We start from the raw sequence: 23,165 nt of genomic DNA, 5'->3' as shown, positions 1-23,165 counted from the left end.
TATTGATGTGTAATTAAAATTTATTGTAGTACGATTACTTTAACTGATGATGGGTTTTGTGTGTCGTGATAAATGCGTATTGTCGCTTTTTGGAAATCTGAATCCTTTGCGGTGTAAATATCTACAAATTTTTGCGGGTTACGATCTACCAGCGGGAACCATGAGTTTTGTACCTGGATCATGATCCTGTGCCCTTTTCTAAAAGTATGTGCAACGTCAGGCATCGCATATTTTATTTCGGTAACCTTGCCGGGCTCCATTGCTTCAGGATGTTCATATGAATTACGGTAGCGCGCCCTGAAGATCTCACCACGGATCAGCATTTCGTATCCCTGCATAATTACACCTTTTGGATTTGGTACCGGGTTAGGATAATTATCTGGGAATACATCAACCAGTTTAACGACATAATCAGCATCAGTACCGGTTGTTGATGAAAACAGGTTGGCAATAACCGGACCTGTTAGGGTAATGTCTTCAGTCAGCGTATCTGTTTGATAAACTTTTACATCCGGGCGGCGCTCAGCAAAACGCTGGTCATCCAGCATATACTCACGGGTACGGCGCTCCTGTATGCCGTCCTGGTAAGGTACAGGCGCATTAGGGTCGCTTACATATTCATCAAAGCTATCGGTAGTTGTGGGTTGACTGAACGTTAATTTGCCATTCGGCTGAAAATAGAGCGTCTTTTCTTCGGTGTTTTGTGGCGGCCATGAGCTGAATTTATGCCATTCGTTTGATCCGGTAATGAAGATGGTGGCTTTTGGTAAAGCCATTTCGCCTTCACCCTTTAGGTAATAGTTAAAAAATGGCAGCTCCACATTCTCGCGGAACCAAACACTTGTTTTTGAGCCGAAATTCTGGTCGTCAAAATATTGCCCTTCGCCACGTTCCCAGCCACCGTGGAACCAAGGACCCATAACCAGCATGTTCGGGTGAGATTCCGGGTTTTGTTCCTGTAAAGATTTGTAAACATGCAACGCACCAAAGCAATCCTCGGCATCAAAAAATCCGCCGACAACCATCGTAGCGGGCGTAATATTTTTTAGGTGTGGACGGATATTCATCGCCTGCCAAAAAAAATCATAATTAGGGTGATCCATAATATCATTCCAGAATTTTACCGAATCGCCCATGTATTTCTTTTTGTAGTTAGGCAGGGCGCCCATTTCCAGGTAGAATTTATAATTATCCTTTAAAGTATATTTTACCCCATTTTTAAATTGATCCGGCGTGATTGGTTTTAATCGTGGCACGCCAAAATTAGTTATAAATGAAAATGCATCCATTAAAAAGAAAGCGCCATTGTGGTGAAAATCATCGCCGATAAACCAATCAGTGACAGGCGCCTGCGGCGATACCGCCTTTAAAGCCGGGTGCGCGTTTGGTAGTGATGCAGTTGAATAGAAACCCGGATAGGAAATACCCAAAATACCCACTTTGCCATTGTTATTAGGTACGTTTTTGATCAACCAATCTATTGTATCATAGGTATCACTGCTTTCATCAATATCATTTTTACCTTTTTTATTGTCGATTTGCGGACGAACATCCACAAACTGGCCCTCGCTCATCCATCGGCCACGCACATCCTCATAAACAAAAATATAGCCAGCCTTCGCAAACAGCATATTTTGGCCCAGCATCTTTTTATAAGCATCTGGTCCGTAAGGGCCAACATTATAAGGCGTGCGGGTCATCAGGATAGGATATTTTTTTGATTGGTCCTTAGGCATGTAAATGGCGACAAATAGTTTTTTACCATCGCGCATGGTAATTTGCTTTTCCATTTTAATATAGTTTTGCCTGATGTAGGTAGAATCCTCAGCAGTAGTTTGAGCCCGCAATTGGGTCGACAGTATAATTAACCCAAAAAGGAGTAAGATTTTTTTCATTGTGTGGTGATCAGTTAAGCAGCTAATTTAATTAAACACAGTATAATTTAAGCGTTAAATCAGAAAATTATTATGTAACATAATTACTGATAAATAATTGACGTTGATGTAACACTTATTCATTTTGAGGCTATTGGATAATGCTTAACTTTGCGTTCCAAAATACACTAACTATGCAATATGATGTTATCGTAATCGGTTCGGGTCCGGGTGGCTACGTAGCCGCTATACGTTGTGCCCAATTAGGTTTAAAAACAGCCTGTATCGAAAAATACTCAACTTTTGGGGGTACGTGCCTTAATGTAGGCTGCATCCCGTCAAAGGCATTGCTTGACTCGAGCGAACATTATTATAACGCATCTCACTCGTTCAAAACGCACGGTATTAACCTGGATAACTTATCGGTTGATATGGCGCAGATGATGAAACGTAAAGTTGAAGTTGTTGCGAAGAACACAGGTGGTATCACTTTTCTTTTCAAAAAGAATAAAATAGATTCATACCAGGGCGTTGGCTCCTTTAAAGATAAAAACACCATCATCATTAAAAAAGAAAATGGTACCGAGCAGGAAATTACCGGTACTAATGTGATCATCGCTACGGGTTCAAAACCATCAAGCCTGCCATTTTTAAAGGTCGATAAGAAACGCATCATTACGTCAACCGAAGCGTTAACCCTTACGGAAGTGCCTAAACACCTGATCCTGATCGGTGGTGGTGTTATCGGTTTGGAATTGGGTTCGGTTTATTCACGCTTAGGCGCTAAAGTATCTGTAATTGAATTTATGGATGGTATTATCCCAACCATGGATAAAGGTTTAGGTAAAGAATTACAACGTGTGTTATCAAAACAAGGCTTGGAGTTTTATACCGGCCACAAAGTAACCGGGGCGACTGTAAAAGGCAAGGAAGTTACCGTAACGTTTGACGCACCTAACGGCGATAAAAAAGAATTAAAAGGCGATTATTGCCTGGTTGCGGTTGGCCGTATAGCCTATACCGATAATTTAGGTTTGGATAAGATTGGCATCACCGTTGAGGAACGCGGCAGAAAGATTCCGGTTAACGAGCATATGGAAACCAGCGTTAAAGGTGTTTATGCCATTGGCGATGTGATCCGCGGAGCGATGCTGGCTCACAAGGCCGAAGACGAAGGTACCATGGTTGCCGAGATCATCGCGGGACAAAAACCACATATCAATTACAACCTGATACCAGGTGTAGTATATACCTGGCCTGAAGTTGCCGCTGTTGGACAAACAGAAGAGCAATTAAAAGAGCAAGGCGTGAAATACAAAATAGGTTCGTTCCCGTTCCGCGCAGCAGGCAGGGCAGTAGCCAGTGGTGATCTTGACGGTTTTGTTAAAGTTTTGGCTGACGCTACCACCGACGAAATTTTAGGTGTACATATTATCGGCCCGCGTGCGGCGGATATGATCGCCGAAGCTGTTATAGCGATGGAGTTCCGTGCATCTGCAGAAGATGTATCGCGCACAAGTCATGCGCATCCAACCTATACCGAGGCTATGCGCGAAGCTTGCTTAGCAGCAACGGATAACAGGCCGATCCATATTTAATTCGGATTTAGAAATTTCGATTTGGATTTGAATTTTTGATTTATTAAAGGGAGAAATAATTTATGTTGTTTCTCCTTTTTTAGAATGCTTAAACTGCTATCACGTGCTTGCCCTTCTTATACCCAATGGTAGCAAAATAAAGGATGAACAAATAAATGGGTATTAGGATCCAATAAGAGGTTTGTGCAGCCATTTCGGGGCCTTGTGATGTTTTAGTTGCATCAACCAATAAACCATATAATGGTGGGAAAACTGCAGCACCCGCAATACCCATCACCAGGAACGATGAACCGATTTTAGTAAATCTGCCTAAGCCTGATAACGCCAAAGGCCATATTGCAGGCCACATTAATGAGTTTGCCAACCCCAAAAGTGCAATACAGGCTATCGATACATATTTAGGCGCAAGTACGGCAACAATAGTTAATAATACGCCCAATATTGCTGAGCAAACCAACGCCTTTTGTTGCGAAATGTATTTTGGAATAAAGACGATCCCGGCGATATAGCCTATTACCATAAAGCCTAATGTACATGATGCCAGGTAACGTGCTTGGGATAAAGGCATATGATGCGCGACGCCATAACTGATGATAGAGTCGCCGGCTATAACTTCGGCACCTACATAGAAGAATAAGGCGATCACACCTATTATTAAGTGCGGGAAATTAAAAATGCTTGTTTTGGCCGAATTCGCGGCTGCTAAGGTTTCATCTTCAAGATCAGTATCAATTTCAGGCAAACCGGAGAAATAGATCAGTATTCCTAATATAACCAATACAATAACGATTAAAGCGTAAGGAACGATCACCCGTGATGCCAGTTCATTTAACTGTGCTATCTTTTCTGCACCACTAAGAGTCGCCAGTTTGGCGTTAAAGGAATCGATATTGCTTAATACTACGGAACCTAATGCGATAGGCGCAAGTACGCCGGCAAACTTGTTAAATATACCCATAATACTGATTCGCTTGGCGGCACTTTCGGGCGGGCCCAAAATGGTAATATATGGGTTTGATGCAGATTGTAATACAGCCAAGCCAGAGCCTTGAATAAACAAGCCTAAAAGAAATATAGAGTAAATGCGCGTTAAAGCAGCAGGCACAAAAATTAGCGCGCCCGCGGCAATGATGATCAGTCCTACAGCCATGCCATTTTTAAATCCGAATACTTTTAATAACCAGGCCGATGGCTTAGCCATTAATAAATAAGCTATATAAAATGCTGACGCAACCAGGTACGATTCAAAGTTATTTAGCTGGCAGGCTATTTTTAAATAAGGTATTAACGTACCATTTAACCAGGTTACAAAACCGAATACAAAAAATAAAATCCCGATAATAATGATAGGATTCAAACCTGATTTTTTTGGAGTATCTGACATTTGTTACTTCTTTAAATTTTTTAATAAGTATATTTAAGTTCCTAAAATAATAAAAAAACATTAAAAGATGTACGATTTTGTTAACAGATTATAAAATTTTAGCCTTAAACATTACGAAATCATGCTGCACCAATAAATTTTAGCAAATTTGCGGCTCAAATAATCATTCGAATGCTGCATATTCAACAAAACGTATCGCTTAAAAACTTTAACACTTTCGGTATTGATGTTTCTGCTAAATATTTTGTTGAAATAAACCGCGCCGAGGAACTAATTGAGCTTTTTATGGATCCGCAATGGACGCAAATGGAGCGCTTGGTTTTGGGCGGTGGCAGTAATGTGCTTTTCAGAAAGGATTTTGCAGGTTTGGTGATACATATGAATATTCACGGCATCGATTACCGCATTAATAATCAGCAGGTACTGGTTGTGGCCGGGGCAGGCGAGATTTGGAATGATTTAGTTAATTATTGTGTTGATAACGGTTTCGCCGGGATGGAAAACCTGAGCCTGATCCCCGGCTCGGTGGGCGCATCGCCTGTACAAAACATCGGCGCTTATGGGGTGGAGCTGAAAGATATTTTTTTAAGCTGTAATGCTTTTGAAATAGCAACCGGCGAATTTAAAACATTCAGCAAAGCCGACTGCCAGTTTGATTATCGCGATAGCATATTTAAAAATGATATGAAGGGACACTATATCATAGTGTCTGTGAAATTTGAATTGTCCCTGGTTCAAAATCTTAGATTAAATTACGGCGCAATTAAAGATGAATTAGCAAATAGGGGAATTACCAATCCAACTATTAAGGACGTATCTAAGGTTGTTTCACACATAAGGGTATCCAAACTGCCCGATCCATCAACGATAGGCAATGCGGGTAGTTTCTTTAAGAATCCTGTTATTCCTAAAGACGAGTTTGATATTGTGCGCGAACATTATCCGGATGTTGTTAATTATGCTACGGCTGATGGCTATGTGAAGCTGGCTGCCGGATGGCTGATAGAACAATGCGGCTGGAAGGGAAAAGTAGTAGGCAATACAGGTACATGGCATAACCAGGCGCTGGTATTAGTGAATCATGGCGGTGCAACGGGCAGAGAAGTGTACAACTTATCGTCGCAAATCATAGACAGTGTGTACAGTAAATTTGGCGTTACGCTGGAACGCGAAGTAAATGTTATCAATTAAAACATCTTTTTAAAACAATTTTAATTTATTGGTATTTGCGTGTTCTTTATTGAGCATTGTTCGATAAATGGATTGTCATTTATATGTAAATGAGTGTTTTACAATATAAAAATTCGCTTTTTGTGCAAAAACAAAATTTATGCTAATCGTATTATTTTTTACATAAGGCCTGGGATATATTGTTAGTGCTGTAATGTTTTTGGTACATGGTATCATGTTTGCCTTTCTGTTAATACTAAAACATTAACAGAATGACAAAGATTGAGTTTAACACCCTGGTATTACGTCAAGCAAGTTCACTAAGGTCATACGCCTTACACTTTACACATGACGCTGACGATGCAAACGACCTTGTTCAGGATACAATGTTGAAAGCTATAACTTATTATAATAAATTTAAAGAAGGTACAAATTTAAAAGGTTGGTTATATACCATTATGAAAAATACCTTCATTAATAATTATCGCCGTTTTGTTAAAATGAGCACATTCGTTACTAAATCTGACGAGATTTCTTCTCCAAACTTAGTATTCAGCTCAACAAAAAATCAGGGTGAATCAAAATTCGTCATGGATGATATCAAACGTGCGATGGACCGTTTACCTTCAGACTACTACGTGCCATTTACTATGTATTTTGAAGGACACAAATACCACGAGATTGCTGATCATTTGACTATCCCTATCGGAACAGTTAAAACCCGCATACACGTAGCACGTAAGCTGTTAAAGAAAAGCTTAAAAGCTTATGATAATGGGGTTAAAAAACCGGTATACGCCGAAGAATTTTAATATAATTAAACTCAACATATATATAGGAAAAACCTGCTTTATAAGAGCGGGTTTTTCTATTTATAAGCATTTGTTGGGGCGTTTAAACTCAAAATATATACCTTAGTCATTAATTACTATCCATGTTAAAAAAAGCGGTTATTATAGTATTTACTTTCTATTGCAGATATACCTATGCGCAAACTGATAGTTCAGTGAATCATTCGACCGTTAAAAGTATTACTTCAGCGCGCTATGAAGCTTTAATAAATGGTGTCGACCTGGATAATATGGCTGCAGTTGCCGAGCTGAACCATTACCCCATGCCCGATAAGGTGCTTCAGTACAAAAAGCAACTTGATCTTAGTCCAATCCAATTAAGTAAGTTAACAGCAATTAATACCGAACTGCATCGAAAAAGGGTAGAAATGGGAGGTAATATTATCACCAATGAAAAAAAGCTGGATGACCTTTTCAGGACACATCAGTTGGATGATGGAACTATCATTTTTTATACCAACCGCTATGGTTTATACCAGGGTGAAATAAGAAATGCCATATTACAGGCTTGTTACAAAACAGAAGGATTATTAAGTGAAGGACAGATTAAATTGTTTGAAAAACTGGAAAATCATAAATAAACAATATCACGCTTAATTTTGTGTAAATTTGCAATCCCCATTTTAACTGTATGAAGATTACATTTGATTTTGAAAAACCGCTTGCCGAACTGCAACAGCAGATGGAAAAAGTTAAGCAGGTTGAAGAAAAAAATAACCTCGATATGTCTGCAACCCTTGCAGAATTGCAGGAAAAATTTAACACAACGCAAAAAGAGATATATGCTAACCTGAGCGGCTGGCAAAAAGTACAAATTTCCCGTCATCCGGAAAGGCCTTATACTTTGCAGTATATTGAGCTGATGTGCGATGATTTTATTGAGCTGCACGGCGACCGTACCGTTGGTGATGATAAAGCTATTGTTGGTGGTTTTGGTACTATAAACGGCCAAAGCGTGATGATCATCGGGCACCAAAAAGGAAAAAATACCAAGGAGCGCCAATACCGGAACTTTGGTATGCCAAATCCTGAAGGGTACCGCAAGGCGTTAAGGCTGATGAAAATGGCCGAAAAATTCAATAAGCCGGTAATAACATTGATTGACACGCCCGGAGCATTCCCCGGCCTAGAAGCCGAAGAACGAGGACAGGGCGAAGCAATTGCGCGTAACTTACTGGAAATGTCGGTATTAAAAGTGCCTATCATTTGTGTGATTATCGGTGAAGGTGCATCAGGCGGTGCATTGGGTATTGGGATAGGTGATAAAGTTTTGATGCTGGAAAATTCATGGTATTCGGTGATCTCGCCGGAAAATTGTTCGACCATTTTATGGAAAACCTGGGAAAATAAAGAACGCGCGGCAGAAGTTTTGAAACTGACTTCAACAGAAATGTTGAAAAATAAATTGATAGATGGTGTGATCAAAGAACCGCTTGGCGGCGCGCATCAGGATCCAGTTGCTATGGCGTCTACCCTCAAAAAACAATTACTAAAAGACCTTAAAGTACTTAGAGAAAAACCTGTTGACGAACTTGTGAATGAGCGGATCGAGAAATTTGGCTCAATGGGCGTTGTAATAGAAGATTAAGCTGTAAAATACTTTTTTCAAATTCATTTTTAAAGTTTGAAAAATCGTCCTATATTTGCATTCCTTTTCGGGATGGATAACAAACCAAAGGAGATTGCCTGATAGTATAATGGTAGTACGACGGTTTTTGGTACCGTTTGTCTAGGTTCGAATCCTGGTCGGGCAACAGTTTAATTTCGGATTTTAGGTCTGCGATTTTAGAATTATCTAATTCGTCGATCGGGATCCGAAATTGTTTTTTATATAGCATTTGTAATGAGATTTGAGAGGAGGGTTTAAACCTGAAATCGTAAATCTAAAATCCGAAATAAAAAATGCCTTTACAATTTAACCCTATTAAGTTATTTGCAGGTTCAGGTACAACAGTACTGGCGCAAAACATTGCTGATGCTTATGGTCGCGATTTAGGCGAAGTTGTTCTTTCAAAGTTTAGCGATGGCGAGTTTCAGCCACATTTTAATGAGTCGGTACGCGGATGTGATGTATTCCTGATACAATCAACCAACCCGCCAACTGATAATTTAATGGAGTTGCTGATGATGATTGATGCTGCACGCAGGGCTTCGGCGCATTATGTAACGGCAGTTATACCTTATTTCGGGTTAGCAAGGCAGGACAGGAAAGATAAACCACGTGTGGCTATCGGTTCAAAGTTGGTGGCTAATTTATTGGTTGCAGCAGGTATTAACCGCATTATGACCATGGATTTACACGCGGCACAAATACAGGGATTTTTTGATATCCCGGTTGATCACCTGGATGCATCTATCATATTTGTGCCTTATATCAAAAGCCTGGGCCTGGGTAATTTAACAGTTGCCTCACCGGATATGGGCGGATCATACAGGGCACGCAGTTTCGCTAAGTTTTTTAATGCCGAGGTTGTAATTTGCGATAAACGCCGTAAACGCGCTAATGAAATTGAATCAATGACCCTGATAGGTGATGTTACCGACCAGGATATTGTACTGATAGATGATATTTGCGATACTGCGGGCACTTTAGCAAAAGCAGCAGCTTTAATTATGGAACGTGGCGCACGTAGTGTAAGGGCGGTTTGTACACACCCGGTATTATCAGGTAAAGCATATGAAATAATTGAAAATTCTGTTTTATCAGAATTGATCGTTACCGATACCATACCGCTTAAATACAAAAGCGATAAGATAAGAGTATTATCAACAGCTAAATTATTTGCAAGCGCTATTGAAAATGTAAACGAGCATGGCTCTATAAGCCAGCTTTTTAGAGTAGACTAATTAGTCGATGGTCCATGGGTTATAGTCCATGGCGAGTCGAATTAAATAAAGAAAATCCATAGCATGTTAGCTGTGGGCTTAATTAATAAATACAAATAATGAAATCAATTGCTATTAGCGGTTCTCCAAGAGAGAACGTAGGGAAACGAGACGCTAAAGAACTACGCTACCAGGCTTTGGTACCGGCAGTACTTTACGGTGGGCCAACCCAAACCCACTTTGCAGTGTCCGCAGCTGATTTGAGAGCCGTAGTTTATACACCGGTTGTTCATTTCATCGATTTACAAATTGCTGGTGTTACTTCACAGGCTATTATTAAAGATCTTCAGTTTCACCCATTAACAGAGCAAATTATCCACGTGGATTTTCTGTTATTAGATGAGAAAAAACCTGTAACTATCGAAATTCCGATCAAATTAACCGGAAGCTCTCCAGGTGTTAAAGCGGGTGGTAAATTAGTTCAAAAACTAAGAAAACTACGCATCAAAGCTTTACCTAAAGATCACCTGGATGCTATCGAAGTAAGCATCGAGCACTTAGAGGTTGGTAAATCAGTTAAAGTAGCTGAAATTAGCCTTCCAAACCTGACTATCACCAACGCTAAAGAGGATACCATCGTTTCGGTAACTACTTCACGTGCATTACGTCAGGCTGAGCAAGAAGCAGCTCAAGGTAAAAAATAACACGATTTCTGGATTGATCAGCTTAAACTGATTGATTTATGATTTTAAGATTAACAGCGATAAGTTTACTTATCGCTGTTTTTGTTTAAATATATATCTTCGCATTTGAAATGAAATATCTGATAGTTGGTTTGGGTAATATTGGTCCGGAGTATGCTGATACAAGGCATAACATAGGTTTTATGGTGCTGGATGAGTTGGTAAAGCAGGAAAACAATAAGTTTTATAACATGCGTTTAGCCTATTACACCGAAGTGCCTTATAAAAGCCGCACCCTTTGCCTTATAAAACCTACCACTTACATGAATTTAAGCGGTAAGGCGGTTAACTATTGGATGAACGAATTGAAGATACCGGTTGAAAATGTGCTGGTGATTGTAGATGACATTGCTTTACCATTAGGTACGCTACGTTTAAAGCCCAAAGGTAGTGCTGCTGGCCACAATGGCCTTAAAAATATAGAAGCTACCCTTGGCCATAATGAATATGCCAGGTTACGTTTTGGCGTAAGCGATAATTTCTCCAAAGGCCGCCAGGCTGATTATGTGTTAAGCGGATTTGATGCCGATGAACAGCCTGAACTCCCCGCCTTAATTGATCGGTCTATAGAAATGATCAAAAGCTTTGTTACCGTTGGCACCGAGCTTACCATGACACGCTACAACAAGTAGTAAATGTTAAATTCTGTTCAAGACATAGTTAAACTTTGTTAAACGGTTCATTATCTGCATAAAGTAAAATACTTTTACTTTTATTGTAACGGCAGGGTAATTCCTGTGTCTATTACCGAAACTCATATCATTAATGAAAACATTTCTACCAGCACTTTTTTGCTGTTTTATTTCTTTCGCATCTTTTGCTCAAACCGCTCCGCAAACAATAGTTGTAAAAGGTATAGCTATTGATTCCACTACAAACCAACCATTAGGCTATGTAACTGTTGCCCTGCAGGATGCTTCAACAAACTCACCCGTAAAAAGCAATTTGACAAAAGATGACGGAACGTTTGAGTTAAAAGCCCTGACAGGAAAATCCTATAAATTAGTATTGGCTTTTGTAGGGTACAAAAGCAAGGTTTTAGCTTTAAAAGGTAACAATAAACTTTTTGATTTCGGAAAAATAATGCTGCAAACATCAAGCAACCAATTAAAGGATGTGGTAATAACAGCGGTTAAACCTTTAATGACTCAAGAGGTTGACCGGATTAGTTATAATGTAGCTGCTGATCCGGAAAGCAAATCGGTAACAGCGCTGGATATGATGCGTAAAGTTCCCTTATTAACAGTTGATGCTAATGATAATATCCAGCTAAAAGGTAGTGGCAATTATAAAATATTGATCAATGGTAAAGAATCGGCCTTGTTGGCGAAAAATCCATCGGATGTGTTACGCTCAATGCCGGGGACTAACATTGTGAAGATTGAAGTTATAACAACGCCGCCTGCTAAGTATGATGCCGAAGGTTTAGCCGGGATTATCAATATCATCACTACTAAAAATATTGACGAAGGTTATAATGTTGGTGTAAATATACGTGACAATACTGCCTGGGGTCCTGGTATAAATTTAAATGGTACTGTTAAACAGGGTAAATTCGGGTTTTCAGGTTATGCAGGCACCGGAATTCGAAATAAAACGGTGACGCCCTACAGCAGTACCGAGGATTTCTTCACCAATCAATCTGTGCTGACCCAATCGGGATTAAACAGCTGGAACGGCAATTATAAATATGCCAACGGTGATTTTAGTTATGAAATTGATACACTTAATTTGCTTACCGCATCTATTGATTTTGAAACAGACAAAGATGGCCAGGCAACTAATGGATTAACCAAAACTATGATTGGTGATTCGCTCACACAACGCTATTATGAGAATAATGCCAGTAACTCGCACTATAAGGCTTTTGATGCAAGTGTTAATTACCAGTTAGGATTTAAAAGAAGTAAAGATCAGTTACTCACGCTATCTTACAAATACAGCTATTCGCCAAATACACAAAGTACAAGCAATGATTTTAGAGAAATATATAACTATCCGCAGGCGAATTATAATCAATACAACAACGCAGGAACAAGGGAGCATACCATCCAGGTAGATTATGCCCAGCCAATGAGTAAAGCATTAAGTATGGAAGCAGGTGGAAAGGCTATCTTAAGAAATGATTTTAGCGATTTTCAATCGGATACGCTTAACAATACATCTAACGAATATATACTTGATCCAAGCCAAACCGATAACTTTACTTATCATCAAAACATATATAGCTTATATAATTCTTACCAGTTAAAACTGGCTAAGTGGACAGCAAAAGCAGGGTTGAGATTAGAAGAAACTACAATAGGTGCGGACTTTAGTTCGGTTGATACCACTTTAAAAACCAATTACAGAAATCTTATCCCATCGGTATCAATACAACGCTCATTAACCAGTACTAGCAGCTTTAACTTTGGTTTTACAGAACGCATACAGCGCCCGAATATTTATGAACTAAACCCGTTTGTAAACCGCTCTAATCCGCAATTCATTACCGAAGGCAATCCTGATTTGAAGCCAGAACTAAACCACGTTTTTGAACTTAATTACAGTCAGTTTTCAAAAGGATCAATAAATCTTGGGCTTAGCTATTCTTTCTCAAATAATTCTATACAAAACGTTAGCAATTTAACGGGTGATAATGTTACCTACTCAACCTACGAAAATTTAGGCAGCAACAAAAGCCTGGGGTTAAACGTGAATACCAATTACCCTATTACTACAAAATTATCAATAAATATAAACGGCTTGCTTAATTATGTAATGTTAAAGGGTTTTTATGACGGTAGCCTTGATAAAAATACGGGTTATGTTGGCAATATGTTTACCAGTATAAGTTATAAGTTTGATGATGGCTATCGTATAAGCACCAATACTGGTTACTTTAGCGGCAACGTTAATTTACAGGGAAAATCAAGCTATTTTATTTTCAACTCCTACGTTTTCAGTAAGGATTTGTTAAATAAAAATGCCAACATATCTTTTGTAGCTAATAACCCATGGAGTAAATTCTGGAACGCATCTTCATATACCAGCACCCCTGATTTTTACCAGCAAATGAACAATGAAAATACCTACCGCACATTCGCTATTAGAATAAGTTATAAATTTGGCAAGCTGAACAGTGATATTAAGAAAAACCAGCATGGTATTAATAATGATGATACTGCAGGTAAATCAGGGAGCGGCGGCGGTCAATAATTATTTAGATGAAAGTATACGGAATAACCAATTGCAATACAGTTAAAAAAGCATTAGACTGGTTTAAGGAGAATAACGTTGATTACGAGTTCCAGGATTTTAAAAAGCTGGGCGTAAGTGAGCAAAAGCTTAATGAATGGAACGGCAAAGCCGGTTACGAAAAGTTTTTAAACAAACAGGGCCTAACCTGGAAACAACTTGAGCCTGCTGTAAAAATAAGCGTAAAAAGTGCCGCAGAAGCATTGCCTTTATTGCAACAAAAAACCAGCATGATAAAACGCCCTGTCATAGAGGATGAAGACTTTTTGTTTTTTGGTTTTGACGAACAAGCTTATAAACAGCACTTTAATAAGTAGGGTATCGTAATGCTATCTGCTTTAGGCTAAATAAATATTTTGGTAACAATTATTTTACCTTACAGCATTTAGCCAATTTTATACTATATTGGTCTCCGAAATTTTTAACTGACTAATAATGAAATTAAAATTGATAGCGGGCTTTTTGCCGGCTTTATTACTTGCTGTAAGCTTTTCATATGCACAGCAACAACCTGCTGCTGCTACAACTACAACTCCTGCAGCCCCTGAATCCAAGTACAATTATCGCGATGCTTTTGCTCCCTTGTTTTACAGCAAGAATGGTAATGAATATCGTGCAGCCGATGGCCAACCCGGGGCAAAGTACTGGCAAAACCGTGCTGATTACCAGATAGCCGCTTCACTTAATGATCAAACTAATGAAGTTACAGGCTCTGAAACTATAACTTATACCAATAACAGCCCGCAAAAACTCGGCTTTTTGTGGATGATGGTTGAACAAAACCTTTTCCGTGCCGATTCAAGAGGTACTGCTATTGTCCCTTTAACCGGCAGCCGTAATTGGGGACGCGGACAAATATTTGATGCCGGCGACAAGATCAAATCGGTTAAAGCTGACGGTATTGACGTGAAATATTTAATCACCGATACCCGTATGCAAGTTTTCCTGCCAAAAGAATTGGAGGCTAATGGTGCTAAAGTAAAGATCCAGATAGAGTGGTCATTCATCGCCCCAGATTACGGATCAGACCGTATGGGTGTATTGACAACCAAAAACGGAAAGATCTTCCAGATAGCGCAATGGTATCCGCGTATGTGCGTTTATGATGATATAATGGGCTGGAATACTATCCCATACACTGGCCCTGGAGAATTTTATCTTGAGTATGGTGATTTCGACCTGAGCATTACCGCGCCTGCCAATCACATCGTTGTAGCATCAGGTGAATTGCAAAACCCAACTGAGGTTTATACTGCGGAGCAGTTAAAACGTTGGGAAGCAGCTTCGCAAAGCGAAAAAACGGTGATCATCCGTAGCGCCAGCGAAATAACCGATCCTTCATCCCGCCCATCAGGAAAAAGCACTTTAACCTGGCACTATAAAATTAAAAATGCACGCGATGCCTCATGGGGGTCTTCAGCAGCATTTATTTTGGATGCAGCAAAATTGGACTTGCCAAGCGGAAGAAAAGCAATGGCTATTTCAGCTTACCCGGTTGAAAGCGATGGCAACGATGCTTACGGACGTTCAACAGAGTACGTAAAAAAATCATTGGAATTCAACTCATCAAAATGGTTTGAATATCCTTACCCTAATGCCACGGTAGTTGCAGGTATAGTTGGCGGTATGGAATATCCCGGAATTGTATTTTGCGGATATAAGTCTAAAGGAAAAGGTTTATGGGGCGTAAATGATCATGAGTTTGGTCATACCTGGTTCCCTATGATCGTAGGTTCAAACGAGCGTTTATATGGCTGGATGGATGAAGGTTTTAATACTTTTATCAATACCTTATCAACTGCTGATTTTAATAACGGCGAGTACAAACCCAAAGCGCCGATGGACATGCACCGTATGGGGCCTGTAATTACTAACCCCGACCTGGAACCCGTGTTAACAGAACCGGCTGACCTTAAAGAAAGAAATACCGGTTTGCTTTTATATTTTAAACCGAGTATTGCATTAACATTATTACGTGAGCAGATATTAGGGCCGGATCGCTTTGACCGTGCATTTCAAACTTATATCAACAGGTGGGCCTATAAACACCCAACACCTGATGATTTCTTCCGTACGATGGAAAATGTTTCCGGCGAAAGCCTGCAATGGTTCTGGAGAGGGTGGTTTGTAAACAACTGGCGTTTAGATGTTGCCGTAAGCGATGTTAAATATGTTGATAATGACCCTGCAAAAGGGGCTTTGATCACCATTGACAACCTGGATAAAATGGCAATGCCTGTTACCCTCGAAATTAAAACCAAAAGCGGAAAAACCGATCGAGTACATTTACCTGTAGAAATTTGGGAGCGCTTTGCAAGCTGGACTTTCAAATATCCGTCAACTGAAGAAATACAATCAGTTACCTATGACCCTGATAACGTGTTCCCGGATTATAATCCGGCCAACAATGTTTGGACAAGTAAATAACATTAAAAGCCCGGCTAAGCCGGACTTTTTGTTTAACAGGTTTTATATCTTGGCATCAAATAAAATTAATGGAAGAAATATCGATAGAACAAATACGCCACGAACTAACCTGGAAACTACGACAGGAGATTTTATACCCTAGCCTTGGGGTGCGTGATATGAGCATGACTGAAGACCTCGACGGCGTCCATTTTGGCGCGTTTAAAGATGGTTGGCTTGTTGGTGTGATCTCCTTATTTCAGAAGGGAAACGATTTTCAATTTAGAAAAGTGGCAGTAGATCCAAGCGTACAAAATATGGGCATAGGCAGCCTGATGCTTAATTATGTAACTGCTTTTGCCAAAGCTGAAGGTGGTAAGCGCATATGGTGTAATGCAAGATTATCGGCCGTTTCATTTTACGCAAAGCATGGTTTCGAGCAAACAGGCAGCACCTACAGTAAAATGGGGATTGATTATGAATTGATGGAAAAAGATATTTAAAAAAGCCGGTCACCACACCGGCTTTTAACCAAACTAAACTAATTTTTCTGAAAAAAAATTACTTGTACAAAGTAACGCATGGGATATAAATTAAATGTTAACCCATTAATAAATCCGGATGGTTATTTAATATATAGCATTATCATCAGCTTTATTATATTTGCGTGTGGCTAAATGCTAATGGCTACTAAATAAATGGCTAAAAAAAAAACTGATACAGCAAAGCATACTCCGGTTGTAAATGAAACTTCTCTTGCTTTTTTTGAGACTTACATCAATAATCCATCCCCAACAGGGTTTGAATGGACAGGACAAAAATTATGGCTTGATTATATTGCCCCTTATATTGATGAGCATTATGTAGATAACTACGGAACTGCCGTAGGCATCATTAACCCAAAAGCTGAATATAAAGTTGTTATCGAGGCCCATGCTGATGAGATCTCCTGGTTTGTAAATTATATCACAAGTGATGGATTGATCTATGTTATTCGTAATGGTGGTTCAGATCACCAGATTGCGCCATCAAAAAGAGTAAATATCCATACCGACAATGGTATAGTAAAAGCTGTTTTCGGCTGGCCTGCTATCCACACACGTGGTGCCGGTGAAAAAGAGGAGGCGCCCTCATTAAAGAACATTTTCCTGGATTGTGGTTGTACATCAAAGGATGAAGTAGAGAAAAAAGGTATCCATGTAGGCTGTGTTATCACCTACGAGGATGAATTTATGGTGTTGAATGACCGCTACTATGTTGGCCGTGCCCTGGATAACCGTGCCGGTGGCTTTATGATTGCCGAGGTTGCCCGTTTATTAAAAGAAAATAAAAAGAAACTGCCTTTCGGTTTATATATCGTCAATGCTGTTCAGGAAGAGATCGGTTTACGTGGTGCAGAGATGATCGCTCATCATATTAAGCCGAATGTAGCTATTGTAACTGATGTTACGCATGATACCCAAACGCCGATGATCAGCAAGATAACACAGGGCGACCTGGCTTGTGGTAAAGGGCCGGTAGTATCTTATGCGGCTGCAGTGCAAAACAACCTGAACAAGCTATTGATCGAGACTGCTCAAAAGGCAGAGATCCCTTTCCAGCGCCAGGCATCATCACGATCAACAGGAACTGATACCGATGCATTTGCTTATTCAAATGATGGTGTACCATCGGCATTGATATCCTTGCCATTGCGTTATATGCATACCACTGTAGAGATGATCCACAAGGAAGACGTGGATAACGTGATACGCCTGATCTATGAATCACTGCTGAACATTAAGGCCGGGCAGGACTTTAGATATATTAAATAGCGCGTGCATTTAAAACATTTTAAATATTAAACAGTATACTAAGTAGAATATCTCATTTTAAAATGTCATATTTACAGTTATAAACATACTATCCTTAAATATATGAAACCTACACTATTAATACTGGCAGCAGGTATGGCCAGTCGCTATGGCAGCATGAAACAAGTTGATGGCTTTGGCCCAAATGGCGAAACCATTATTGATTATTCAATTTATGACGCCATTAAGGCGGGATTTGGAAAGATCAGCTTTATTATCCGCGAGGAATTTGTAGAAAATTTTAAGGCTATTTTCGAACCTAAACTAGCCGGTAAAGTGGAAACTGATTACGTTTTCCAGAGCTATGACCTGAAACCTTTTGGTATTGATAAAGAAATTGAGCGCGCTAAACCATGGGGAACTGCCCATGCGGTATTAGCTGCCCGAAACCAGATCAATGAGCCTTTTTGCGTAATTAACGCGGATGACTTTTATGGCTATGACTCATTTGAAAAAATGGCCAAGTTTTTAACAACCGAAGTTGCTGATGACAAATACTCATTAATAGGATACCAAATAGATAAAACTTTATCTGATTATGGTTCGGTATCACGCGGTGTGTGTAAGGTTGATGACAACGGCAATATGATTGAGGTAAATGAGCGTACGCAGGTTTATTTTAAGGACGGCGGAAAAGTAGTTTATGAGGAAGGTGGAGTTGAAACCGAATTACCTACCGATACCCGTGTATCCATGAATTTTTGGGGATTTACGCCGGCTGTATTTAAACAAAGCGAGCAAATGTTTCGCGATTTTGTTGCAGCGAATGAAAACAATCCAAAATCAGAATTTTTTATTCCTTTGGTAGCTGATAAATTAATTAAAGAGAATATCGCATCATTTAAAGTGATCCCAACTGCATCAAAATGGTTTGGTGTTACTTATAAAGAAGACAAGCCTATCGTTCAAAAATGTATCTCTGATTTGGTAAACAGCGGTTTTTATCCGGAGAATCTTTGGGCATAAATAAATTAAAATAGATATACAAATCCCGCCTCGAGCGGGATTTTTTGTTTATACAGATAGGAAATAAACGCTCTTTATGTCTGTACCTTCTCTTTACTACTTCTGTGGTAAAACAAAACGCAACCATTTCGAATTTTGTTTCGATGTTTCCGGCAACGTTCCCGGATAATTATTACTTTTGAAAATACCAATTATTAAAAAATGAAACGTTATTGCTTGTCGCTCGTTATTCTGTTAGCAGTTTATTCATCAAATTTATTTGCCCAACAACATATGGATGTACAGATCTTAGGGAATGCCGAAAGTGTAAATAAAAAAGACAATGTTTTAATCATCAAAACCAAAGAGGCCGAAGCAAGGGTTTGGATTTACACACCCAGCATCATCAGGGTAAGTATCAGTAAAGAGCATAGCCTGGATACATCATTTGCGGTAGTTAAAGAGCCCGCAGCCGACATCCAATATAAAGACAACGGCAATACCATTGAAGTTACTACATCGGCTTTAAAGCTGGTGATTAATAAATCCCCACTAAGGTTCAATTTTTATACTGCAGATGGTAGGGCTCTAAGTCAGGACGACCCAAGTTTTGGTACAAACTGGCAGGGAGCAAGGGTGGTGAACTACCGTAAATTATATAAAGACGAACGTTTTATCGGCTTGGGCGAAAAGACGGGCAATCTTGACCGTCGTGGCAGTTCTTACGTAAACTGGAACACTGATGCACCTAATCATGGCCCAACTACCGATCCATTATATGAAACCTTCCCGTTTTTTGTAGGGATGCATGGTGGTTTAACTTATGGGTTGTTTTTTGATAATACCCATAAAAGTTATTTTGATTTTGGTGCATCTACCGATAATCAAACCAGTTGGTTTGGCGCCGATGGAGGCGATATGAATTATTACTTCTTCGGTGCGCAAAGCGTGGCACAAATCATAGAAGACTATACATGGCTTACAGGCCGCATGGAAATGCCGCCATTGTGGAGCCTCGGCTATCAGCAATGCCGCTGGAGCTATATGAGCGCGGATGAATTATTAGATATAGCCACGCATTTGCGTAAAGATAAGATACCGGCAGATGTGATGTATTGTGATATTGATTACATGGATCATTACAAAATCTTCACCTGGAATAAAACTACTTTTCCTGATCCCAAAGGTTTATTGACCAAGCTAAAGGATATGGACTTTAACTTGGTTACCATTGTTGACCCGGGTATTAAAATTGAGGAAGGCTATAAGCAGTTTGATGAAGGGATAACTAAAAACTATTTCGCTACCTATCCAAACGGGGAGAAATATACAGCAGAAGTATGGCCTGGCCGTGTGCACTTCCCTGATTTTACCAGTAAAGAAGTGCGTGACTGGTGGGGTGCATCATTCAGCGCATTAACGGAACCGGGCGTTGAAGGTTTTTGGAATGATATGAATGAACCTGCTGTGTGGAACCAAAATATTCCATACATGGTAAAATTCGGTAAATATTATATGCCGGAGATCCGCAACGTATATGGTATGCAAATGGCGGAAGCTACTTACTTAGGTACTAAAAAACTAATGGGTAATAAACGTCCGTTTGTGTTAACACGTGCAGCATATTCAGGCACACAACGCTTTTCGGCAGTATGGACAGGTGACAACTCTGCCTATGATGCCCACATGTTATTAGGCGCGCGTTTGGTAAATAGTTTGGGTATAACCGGCATGTCATTAGTTGGGGTCGATATTGGCGGATTTACCGGTGATCCAACACCTGAGCTGATGGTCCGCTGGAACTCATTAGGCGTATATACGCCAATGTTCCGTAACCACTCGGCACATGATACCAAACATCGTGAGCCTTGGTTATGGGGTAAAGAAAACGAGGATGTCATCAGAAAAGATATTGAGCAGCGCTACAAATTGCTGCCATACATTTATTCAAGTTTTTACCAGTCGCATTTAACAGGTTTACCAATAAGCCGCACACTGGCTATAAATTATACTCAGGATGACAGCGTTTACTCCGAGCATTTCCAAAACCAGTTTTTATTTGGCGATGGCATATTAGTAGCACCGGTTGAAAGCACCAGGTTAAGCGAAGATGTATACCTGCCAAAAGGCGAATGGTACCGCTTAAGCACCAGCGAAAAATATGAGGGCGGTAAAATAATCAATGCATCTGCACCGCTGACTGATCTGCCGGTATTTGTTAAAGGCAGCGCCATCATCCCGATGCAAAGCGTAGTGCAGAATACCAAAGAAAAAGGTGATGGCATCCTGAAGATCAACATCTGGAATGGTACCAAAGCCAATTCATTTGTTTATTATGAGGATGATGGTACGTCTTACGATTATCAAAAAGATGTTTTTTACAAACGCACTATCAGCTTTGACCCTACTAAAAAAGAGATCAGCCTTTCAGCGGTTGAAGGATTGTTTGCATCAAAATATAGCCAGATTGAATTGGTATTGCATGGCTTCGATAGAGAGGTTAAGACGATCAAGTTAAATGGAAAAGCATCAGGATTAGCATTTGGTAATGATAACAAAGAAATGATAGTTAAATATTAATTGACACTAACAGACTTACGAAGTTTTAAAAACTTCTTAAGGTCTGTTTTTAGTATTCAGGTATTATTGTAGCCCGTATTAAATAGCTGAAGTTAAAATAATCCTTTTGCCAGGCCCTGTGTGTAATCGGAAATCCCTTTTCAGTAGAAAAATAAGAACGCTGTGGGATCTTCCCACCCTTCATCATCCCAAGTCGTGGCGTAATTATTTCAGCAGCATTTCCAACATTGTTTGGACTGTATAATGAATCAGCTGTCCTTATGCTTTTGTTGATCTGGTAGTATTCATCAGTCAATAAAGTAAAGGATGCATAAAAGCCGCTGTCAGGATTTGGGATATGATAGGCAGATAGATCAGCATCAAACCAGGCATTATTTTTCTCGCCATGAACTACGATAATATCTTTAGTTAATTCCCTACCCGGCGTGCCATTGGTATCAACAGCAAAAATCCTTATCCTGAATGGCGTTGTAATATCGCCACCTTTAATTATACCTATCCCATTGCCTAAATAAAAGCCAACCGATTGGATAATACCCTTTACATTTTTTGATCCATCCATAAAATAGGCCTGATCAAATCCCGGCTTAAGCGGTATACTGTATTTCCCATATTTGTACTTGCTTCCTACATTTATAGGGATTATCGGTTTACTGTTGATCTTAACTTCCTGCAGCACATTTATATTAAGCTCGAGCTTAACGATGATGCCGGGAGATAGATCGGCCGCTTTTACCTTTTTTGTTTTGTAACCGATACATGAAAAGATAACCGAATCGCTGTTCACCGGTGAATCCGTTTCTATATTGAATCTGCCTGCGTTATCAGCCGGGTAATACAATTCTTTTGATTGGATACTGATCGTAGCTGCGGCGATTGGTTGGTTGGTTTCGGCATCCTTTATAGTTCCCTGTAAGTGTATTTGTTGAGCATTAACTACACTTATATTGAATATGAAAAAGGCCAGGTATATAAATTTCATTGCTTAAATATAGTAACTTAGCTTAGATGATATTCCATTTTCGTGATAAATTCCCGCAGCTAAACAAGTATTGGGATAAGTACCTGCCAGTTCAAAAGCGCATGGAAGTGCCGGCGAAAACAATTTTGCTGGACGAAGGCAAAATATCCCAGAACTATATTTTTGTTGAGAAAGGCTGCGTACGATTCTTTTTCAATAATAATGGCGACGACAAAACGGTACAATTCTTTTTTGAAAACGAGGGACTTACCTCGTTCGATAGCTTCATCAATAACATCCCGAGTTTATTCACCATAGAAACCATTGAACCATCGGTTATTTACATGCTGCCCAAGCAATACACGATGCAATTAATGGATGAGCTAAGCCACGAGCCTGATTTCGCGAAAATGATGCTGCATATCTCCGCACAGCGGCAGATGCACTACATGAACGAGTTTGTTTCCTTCATTCGCGATAGACCAGAACAGCGTTACCAAAGCCTTTTAAAAGATAGGCCGTATATTGTGCAGCGTGTGGCGCAGCACTATATTGCTTCTTATCTGGGCGTAAGTACGGTGCATTTAAGCAGGATAAAAAGTAAACTGGCTAAAGGAAAGGAGCATTTTTAAATTATTATATGGTCGAAATGAAAACATGATATAAAGAATTCTTATTAAACAAAAAGCCCGGCTGGAAATTTCCAGCCGGGCTTTTACTATCAGGAGATAGGAGGA

The 23,165-nt window shown here is 39.7% G+C and carries 19 protein-coding genes and 1 tRNA gene; 17 read left to right on the top strand and 3 right to left on the bottom strand.

Features of this window, described 5'->3' with window-relative positions; translation table 11 throughout:
• Nucleotides 1–20 precede the first annotated feature (20 nt).
• Nucleotides 21–1,895: a CocE/NonD family hydrolase gene (locus tag ACYZ0U_RS16505; protein ID WP_461453633.1), complete on the bottom strand. Its 1,875-nt coding sequence runs from the start codon at nucleotides 1,893–1,895 to the stop codon at nucleotides 21–23.
• Between the two features lie 173 nt (nucleotides 1,896–2,068).
• On the opposite strand from ACYZ0U_RS16505, the gene lpdA reads away from it, so the two are divergent.
• Nucleotides 2,069–3,472, top strand: coding sequence for a dihydrolipoyl dehydrogenase (gene lpdA / locus ACYZ0U_RS16500; protein ID WP_461453632.1), 1,404 nt, complete (start codon nucleotides 2,069–2,071; stop codon nucleotides 3,470–3,472).
• Nucleotides 3,473–3,560: 88 nt separating this feature from the next.
• Here the strand turns inward: lpdA and ACYZ0U_RS16495 are convergent, their stop codons facing one another.
• Nucleotides 3,561–4,856, bottom strand: coding sequence for a sugar MFS transporter (locus ACYZ0U_RS16495; RefSeq protein ID WP_461453631.1), 1,296 nt, complete (start codon nucleotides 4,854–4,856; stop codon nucleotides 3,561–3,563).
• Nucleotides 4,857–5,027: 171 nt separating this feature from the next.
• Between ACYZ0U_RS16495 and murB the strand changes: the two genes are divergently transcribed.
• From murB to ACYZ0U_RS16420, 15 genes are all read left to right on the top strand, one after another.
• Nucleotides 5,028–6,047: a UDP-N-acetylmuramate dehydrogenase gene (murB, locus tag ACYZ0U_RS16490; protein ID WP_461453630.1), complete on the top strand. Its 1,020-nt coding sequence runs from the start codon at nucleotides 5,028–5,030 to the stop codon at nucleotides 6,045–6,047.
• Between the two features lie 251 nt (nucleotides 6,048–6,298).
• Nucleotides 6,299–6,838 carry an RNA polymerase sigma factor gene (locus ACYZ0U_RS16485; RefSeq protein ID WP_461453629.1) on the top strand — a complete coding sequence of 180 codons (540 nt, stop codon included), beginning with the start codon at nucleotides 6,299–6,301 and terminating at the stop codon, nucleotides 6,836–6,838.
• Nucleotides 6,839–6,960: 122 nt separating this feature from the next.
• Complete coding sequence (locus tag ACYZ0U_RS16480; RefSeq protein ID WP_461453628.1) at nucleotides 6,961–7,458, top strand: hypothetical protein; 498 nt, start codon at nucleotides 6,961–6,963, stop codon at nucleotides 7,456–7,458.
• A gap of 50 nt (nucleotides 7,459–7,508) precedes the next feature.
• Nucleotides 7,509–8,465: an acetyl-CoA carboxylase carboxyltransferase subunit alpha gene (locus ACYZ0U_RS16475; protein ID WP_461453627.1), complete on the top strand. Its 957-nt coding sequence runs from the start codon at nucleotides 7,509–7,511 to the stop codon at nucleotides 8,463–8,465.
• A gap of 95 nt (nucleotides 8,466–8,560) precedes the next feature.
• Nucleotides 8,561–8,631, top strand: a tRNA-Gln gene (locus ACYZ0U_RS16470).
• Nucleotides 8,632–8,779: 148 nt separating this feature from the next.
• Nucleotides 8,780–9,724, top strand: coding sequence for a ribose-phosphate pyrophosphokinase (locus tag ACYZ0U_RS16465; RefSeq protein WP_461453626.1), 945 nt, complete (start codon nucleotides 8,780–8,782; stop codon nucleotides 9,722–9,724).
• Nucleotides 9,725–9,822: 98 nt separating this feature from the next.
• Nucleotides 9,823–10,407: a 50S ribosomal protein L25/general stress protein Ctc gene (locus ACYZ0U_RS16460; protein ID WP_461453625.1), complete on the top strand. Its 585-nt coding sequence runs from the start codon at nucleotides 9,823–9,825 to the stop codon at nucleotides 10,405–10,407.
• A gap of 110 nt (nucleotides 10,408–10,517) precedes the next feature.
• Nucleotides 10,518–11,078, top strand: coding sequence for an aminoacyl-tRNA hydrolase (pth, locus tag ACYZ0U_RS16455; protein WP_461453624.1), 561 nt, complete (start codon nucleotides 10,518–10,520; stop codon nucleotides 11,076–11,078).
• 133 nt (nucleotides 11,079–11,211) lie between these two features.
• Nucleotides 11,212–13,644, top strand: coding sequence for an outer membrane beta-barrel family protein (locus ACYZ0U_RS16450; RefSeq protein ID WP_461453623.1), 2,433 nt, complete (start codon nucleotides 11,212–11,214; stop codon nucleotides 13,642–13,644).
• Between the two features lie 8 nt (nucleotides 13,645–13,652).
• Nucleotides 13,653–14,000, top strand: coding sequence for a Spx/MgsR family RNA polymerase-binding regulatory protein (locus ACYZ0U_RS16445; protein WP_461453622.1), 348 nt, complete (start codon nucleotides 13,653–13,655; stop codon nucleotides 13,998–14,000).
• A 118-nt stretch (nucleotides 14,001–14,118) separates the two neighbouring features.
• Nucleotides 14,119–16,110 (top strand): M1 family metallopeptidase, encoded by a 1,992-nt coding sequence (locus ACYZ0U_RS16440; protein WP_461453621.1) that lies wholly within the window; start codon nucleotides 14,119–14,121, stop codon nucleotides 16,108–16,110.
• 68 nt (nucleotides 16,111–16,178) lie between these two features.
• Nucleotides 16,179–16,592, top strand: coding sequence for a GNAT family N-acetyltransferase (locus tag ACYZ0U_RS16435; protein ID WP_461453620.1), 414 nt, complete (start codon nucleotides 16,179–16,181; stop codon nucleotides 16,590–16,592).
• A gap of 195 nt (nucleotides 16,593–16,787) precedes the next feature.
• Complete coding sequence (locus tag ACYZ0U_RS16430; RefSeq protein WP_461453619.1) at nucleotides 16,788–17,903, top strand: M42 family metallopeptidase; 1,116 nt, start codon at nucleotides 16,788–16,790, stop codon at nucleotides 17,901–17,903.
• Nucleotides 17,904–18,005: 102 nt separating this feature from the next.
• Entirely contained in the window at nucleotides 18,006–18,908 is a 903-nt protein-coding gene (locus ACYZ0U_RS16425) for a nucleotidyltransferase family protein (RefSeq protein WP_461453618.1), read from the top strand.
• A 201-nt stretch (nucleotides 18,909–19,109) separates the two neighbouring features.
• Nucleotides 19,110–21,467, top strand: a complete 2,358-nt coding sequence (locus tag ACYZ0U_RS16420; RefSeq protein WP_461453617.1) for a glycoside hydrolase family 31 protein — start codon at nucleotides 19,110–19,112, stop codon at nucleotides 21,465–21,467.
• Between the two features lie 49 nt (nucleotides 21,468–21,516).
• On the opposite strand, the gene ACYZ0U_RS16415 is transcribed toward ACYZ0U_RS16420, so the two are convergent.
• The gene (locus ACYZ0U_RS16415) at nucleotides 21,517–22,449 is read right to left on the bottom strand and encodes a carboxypeptidase-like regulatory domain-containing protein (protein ID WP_461453616.1); all 933 of its coding nucleotides are present in this window, start codon (nucleotides 22,447–22,449) and stop codon (nucleotides 21,517–21,519) included.
• Between the two features lie 26 nt (nucleotides 22,450–22,475).
• Here ACYZ0U_RS16415 and ACYZ0U_RS16410 point away from each other — a divergent pair, with 26 nt between their 5' ends.
• The gene (locus tag ACYZ0U_RS16410; RefSeq protein WP_461453615.1) at nucleotides 22,476–23,060 is read left to right on the top strand and encodes a Crp/Fnr family transcriptional regulator; all 585 of its coding nucleotides are present in this window, start codon (nucleotides 22,476–22,478) and stop codon (nucleotides 23,058–23,060) included.
• Nucleotides 23,061–23,165: the final 105 nt, after the last annotated feature.

The sequence above is a fragment of the Mucilaginibacter sp. genome (genome assembly GCF_965225845.1).
Classification (GTDB): domain Bacteria; phylum Bacteroidota; class Bacteroidia; order Sphingobacteriales; family Sphingobacteriaceae; genus Mucilaginibacter.
The sequence above is the reverse complement of the archived record's forward strand: the minus strand, read 5'-3'. Positions and strand labels throughout refer to the sequence as shown.

What these genes read in the sequence shown, in the direction of transcription:
- ACYZ0U_RS16505 (WP_461453633.1), bottom strand. Translation starts at nt 1,895, where the DNA reads ATGAAAAAAATCTTACTCCTTTTTGGGTTAATTATACTGTCGACCCAA.
- lpdA (WP_461453632.1), top strand. Translation starts at nt 2,069, where the DNA reads ATGCAATATGATGTTATCGTAATCGGTTCGGGTCCGGGTGGCTACGTA.
- ACYZ0U_RS16495 (WP_461453631.1), bottom strand. Translation starts at nt 4,856, where the DNA reads ATGTCAGATACTCCAAAAAAATCAGGTTTGAATCCTATCATTATTATC.
- murB (WP_461453630.1), top strand. Translation starts at nt 5,028, where the DNA reads ATGCTGCATATTCAACAAAACGTATCGCTTAAAAACTTTAACACTTTC.
- ACYZ0U_RS16485 (WP_461453629.1), top strand. Translation starts at nt 6,299, where the DNA reads ATGACAAAGATTGAGTTTAACACCCTGGTATTACGTCAAGCAAGTTCA.
- ACYZ0U_RS16480 (WP_461453628.1), top strand. Translation starts at nt 6,961, where the DNA reads ATGTTAAAAAAAGCGGTTATTATAGTATTTACTTTCTATTGCAGATAT.
- ACYZ0U_RS16475 (WP_461453627.1), top strand. Translation starts at nt 7,509, where the DNA reads ATGAAGATTACATTTGATTTTGAAAAACCGCTTGCCGAACTGCAACAG.
- ACYZ0U_RS16465 (WP_461453626.1), top strand. Translation starts at nt 8,780, where the DNA reads ATGCCTTTACAATTTAACCCTATTAAGTTATTTGCAGGTTCAGGTACA.
- ACYZ0U_RS16460 (WP_461453625.1), top strand. Translation starts at nt 9,823, where the DNA reads ATGAAATCAATTGCTATTAGCGGTTCTCCAAGAGAGAACGTAGGGAAA.
- pth (WP_461453624.1), top strand. Translation starts at nt 10,518, where the DNA reads ATGAAATATCTGATAGTTGGTTTGGGTAATATTGGTCCGGAGTATGCT.
- ACYZ0U_RS16450 (WP_461453623.1), top strand. Translation starts at nt 11,212, where the DNA reads ATGAAAACATTTCTACCAGCACTTTTTTGCTGTTTTATTTCTTTCGCA.
- ACYZ0U_RS16445 (WP_461453622.1), top strand. Translation starts at nt 13,653, where the DNA reads ATGAAAGTATACGGAATAACCAATTGCAATACAGTTAAAAAAGCATTA.
- ACYZ0U_RS16440 (WP_461453621.1), top strand. Translation starts at nt 14,119, where the DNA reads ATGAAATTAAAATTGATAGCGGGCTTTTTGCCGGCTTTATTACTTGCT.
- ACYZ0U_RS16435 (WP_461453620.1), top strand. Translation starts at nt 16,179, where the DNA reads ATGGAAGAAATATCGATAGAACAAATACGCCACGAACTAACCTGGAAA.
- ACYZ0U_RS16430 (WP_461453619.1), top strand. Translation starts at nt 16,788, where the DNA reads ATGGCTAAAAAAAAAACTGATACAGCAAAGCATACTCCGGTTGTAAAT.
- ACYZ0U_RS16425 (WP_461453618.1), top strand. Translation starts at nt 18,006, where the DNA reads ATGAAACCTACACTATTAATACTGGCAGCAGGTATGGCCAGTCGCTAT.
- ACYZ0U_RS16420 (WP_461453617.1), top strand. Translation starts at nt 19,110, where the DNA reads ATGAAACGTTATTGCTTGTCGCTCGTTATTCTGTTAGCAGTTTATTCA.
- ACYZ0U_RS16415 (WP_461453616.1), bottom strand. Translation starts at nt 22,449, where the DNA reads ATGAAATTTATATACCTGGCCTTTTTCATATTCAATATAAGTGTAGTT.
- ACYZ0U_RS16410 (WP_461453615.1), top strand. Translation starts at nt 22,476, where the DNA reads ATGATATTCCATTTTCGTGATAAATTCCCGCAGCTAAACAAGTATTGG.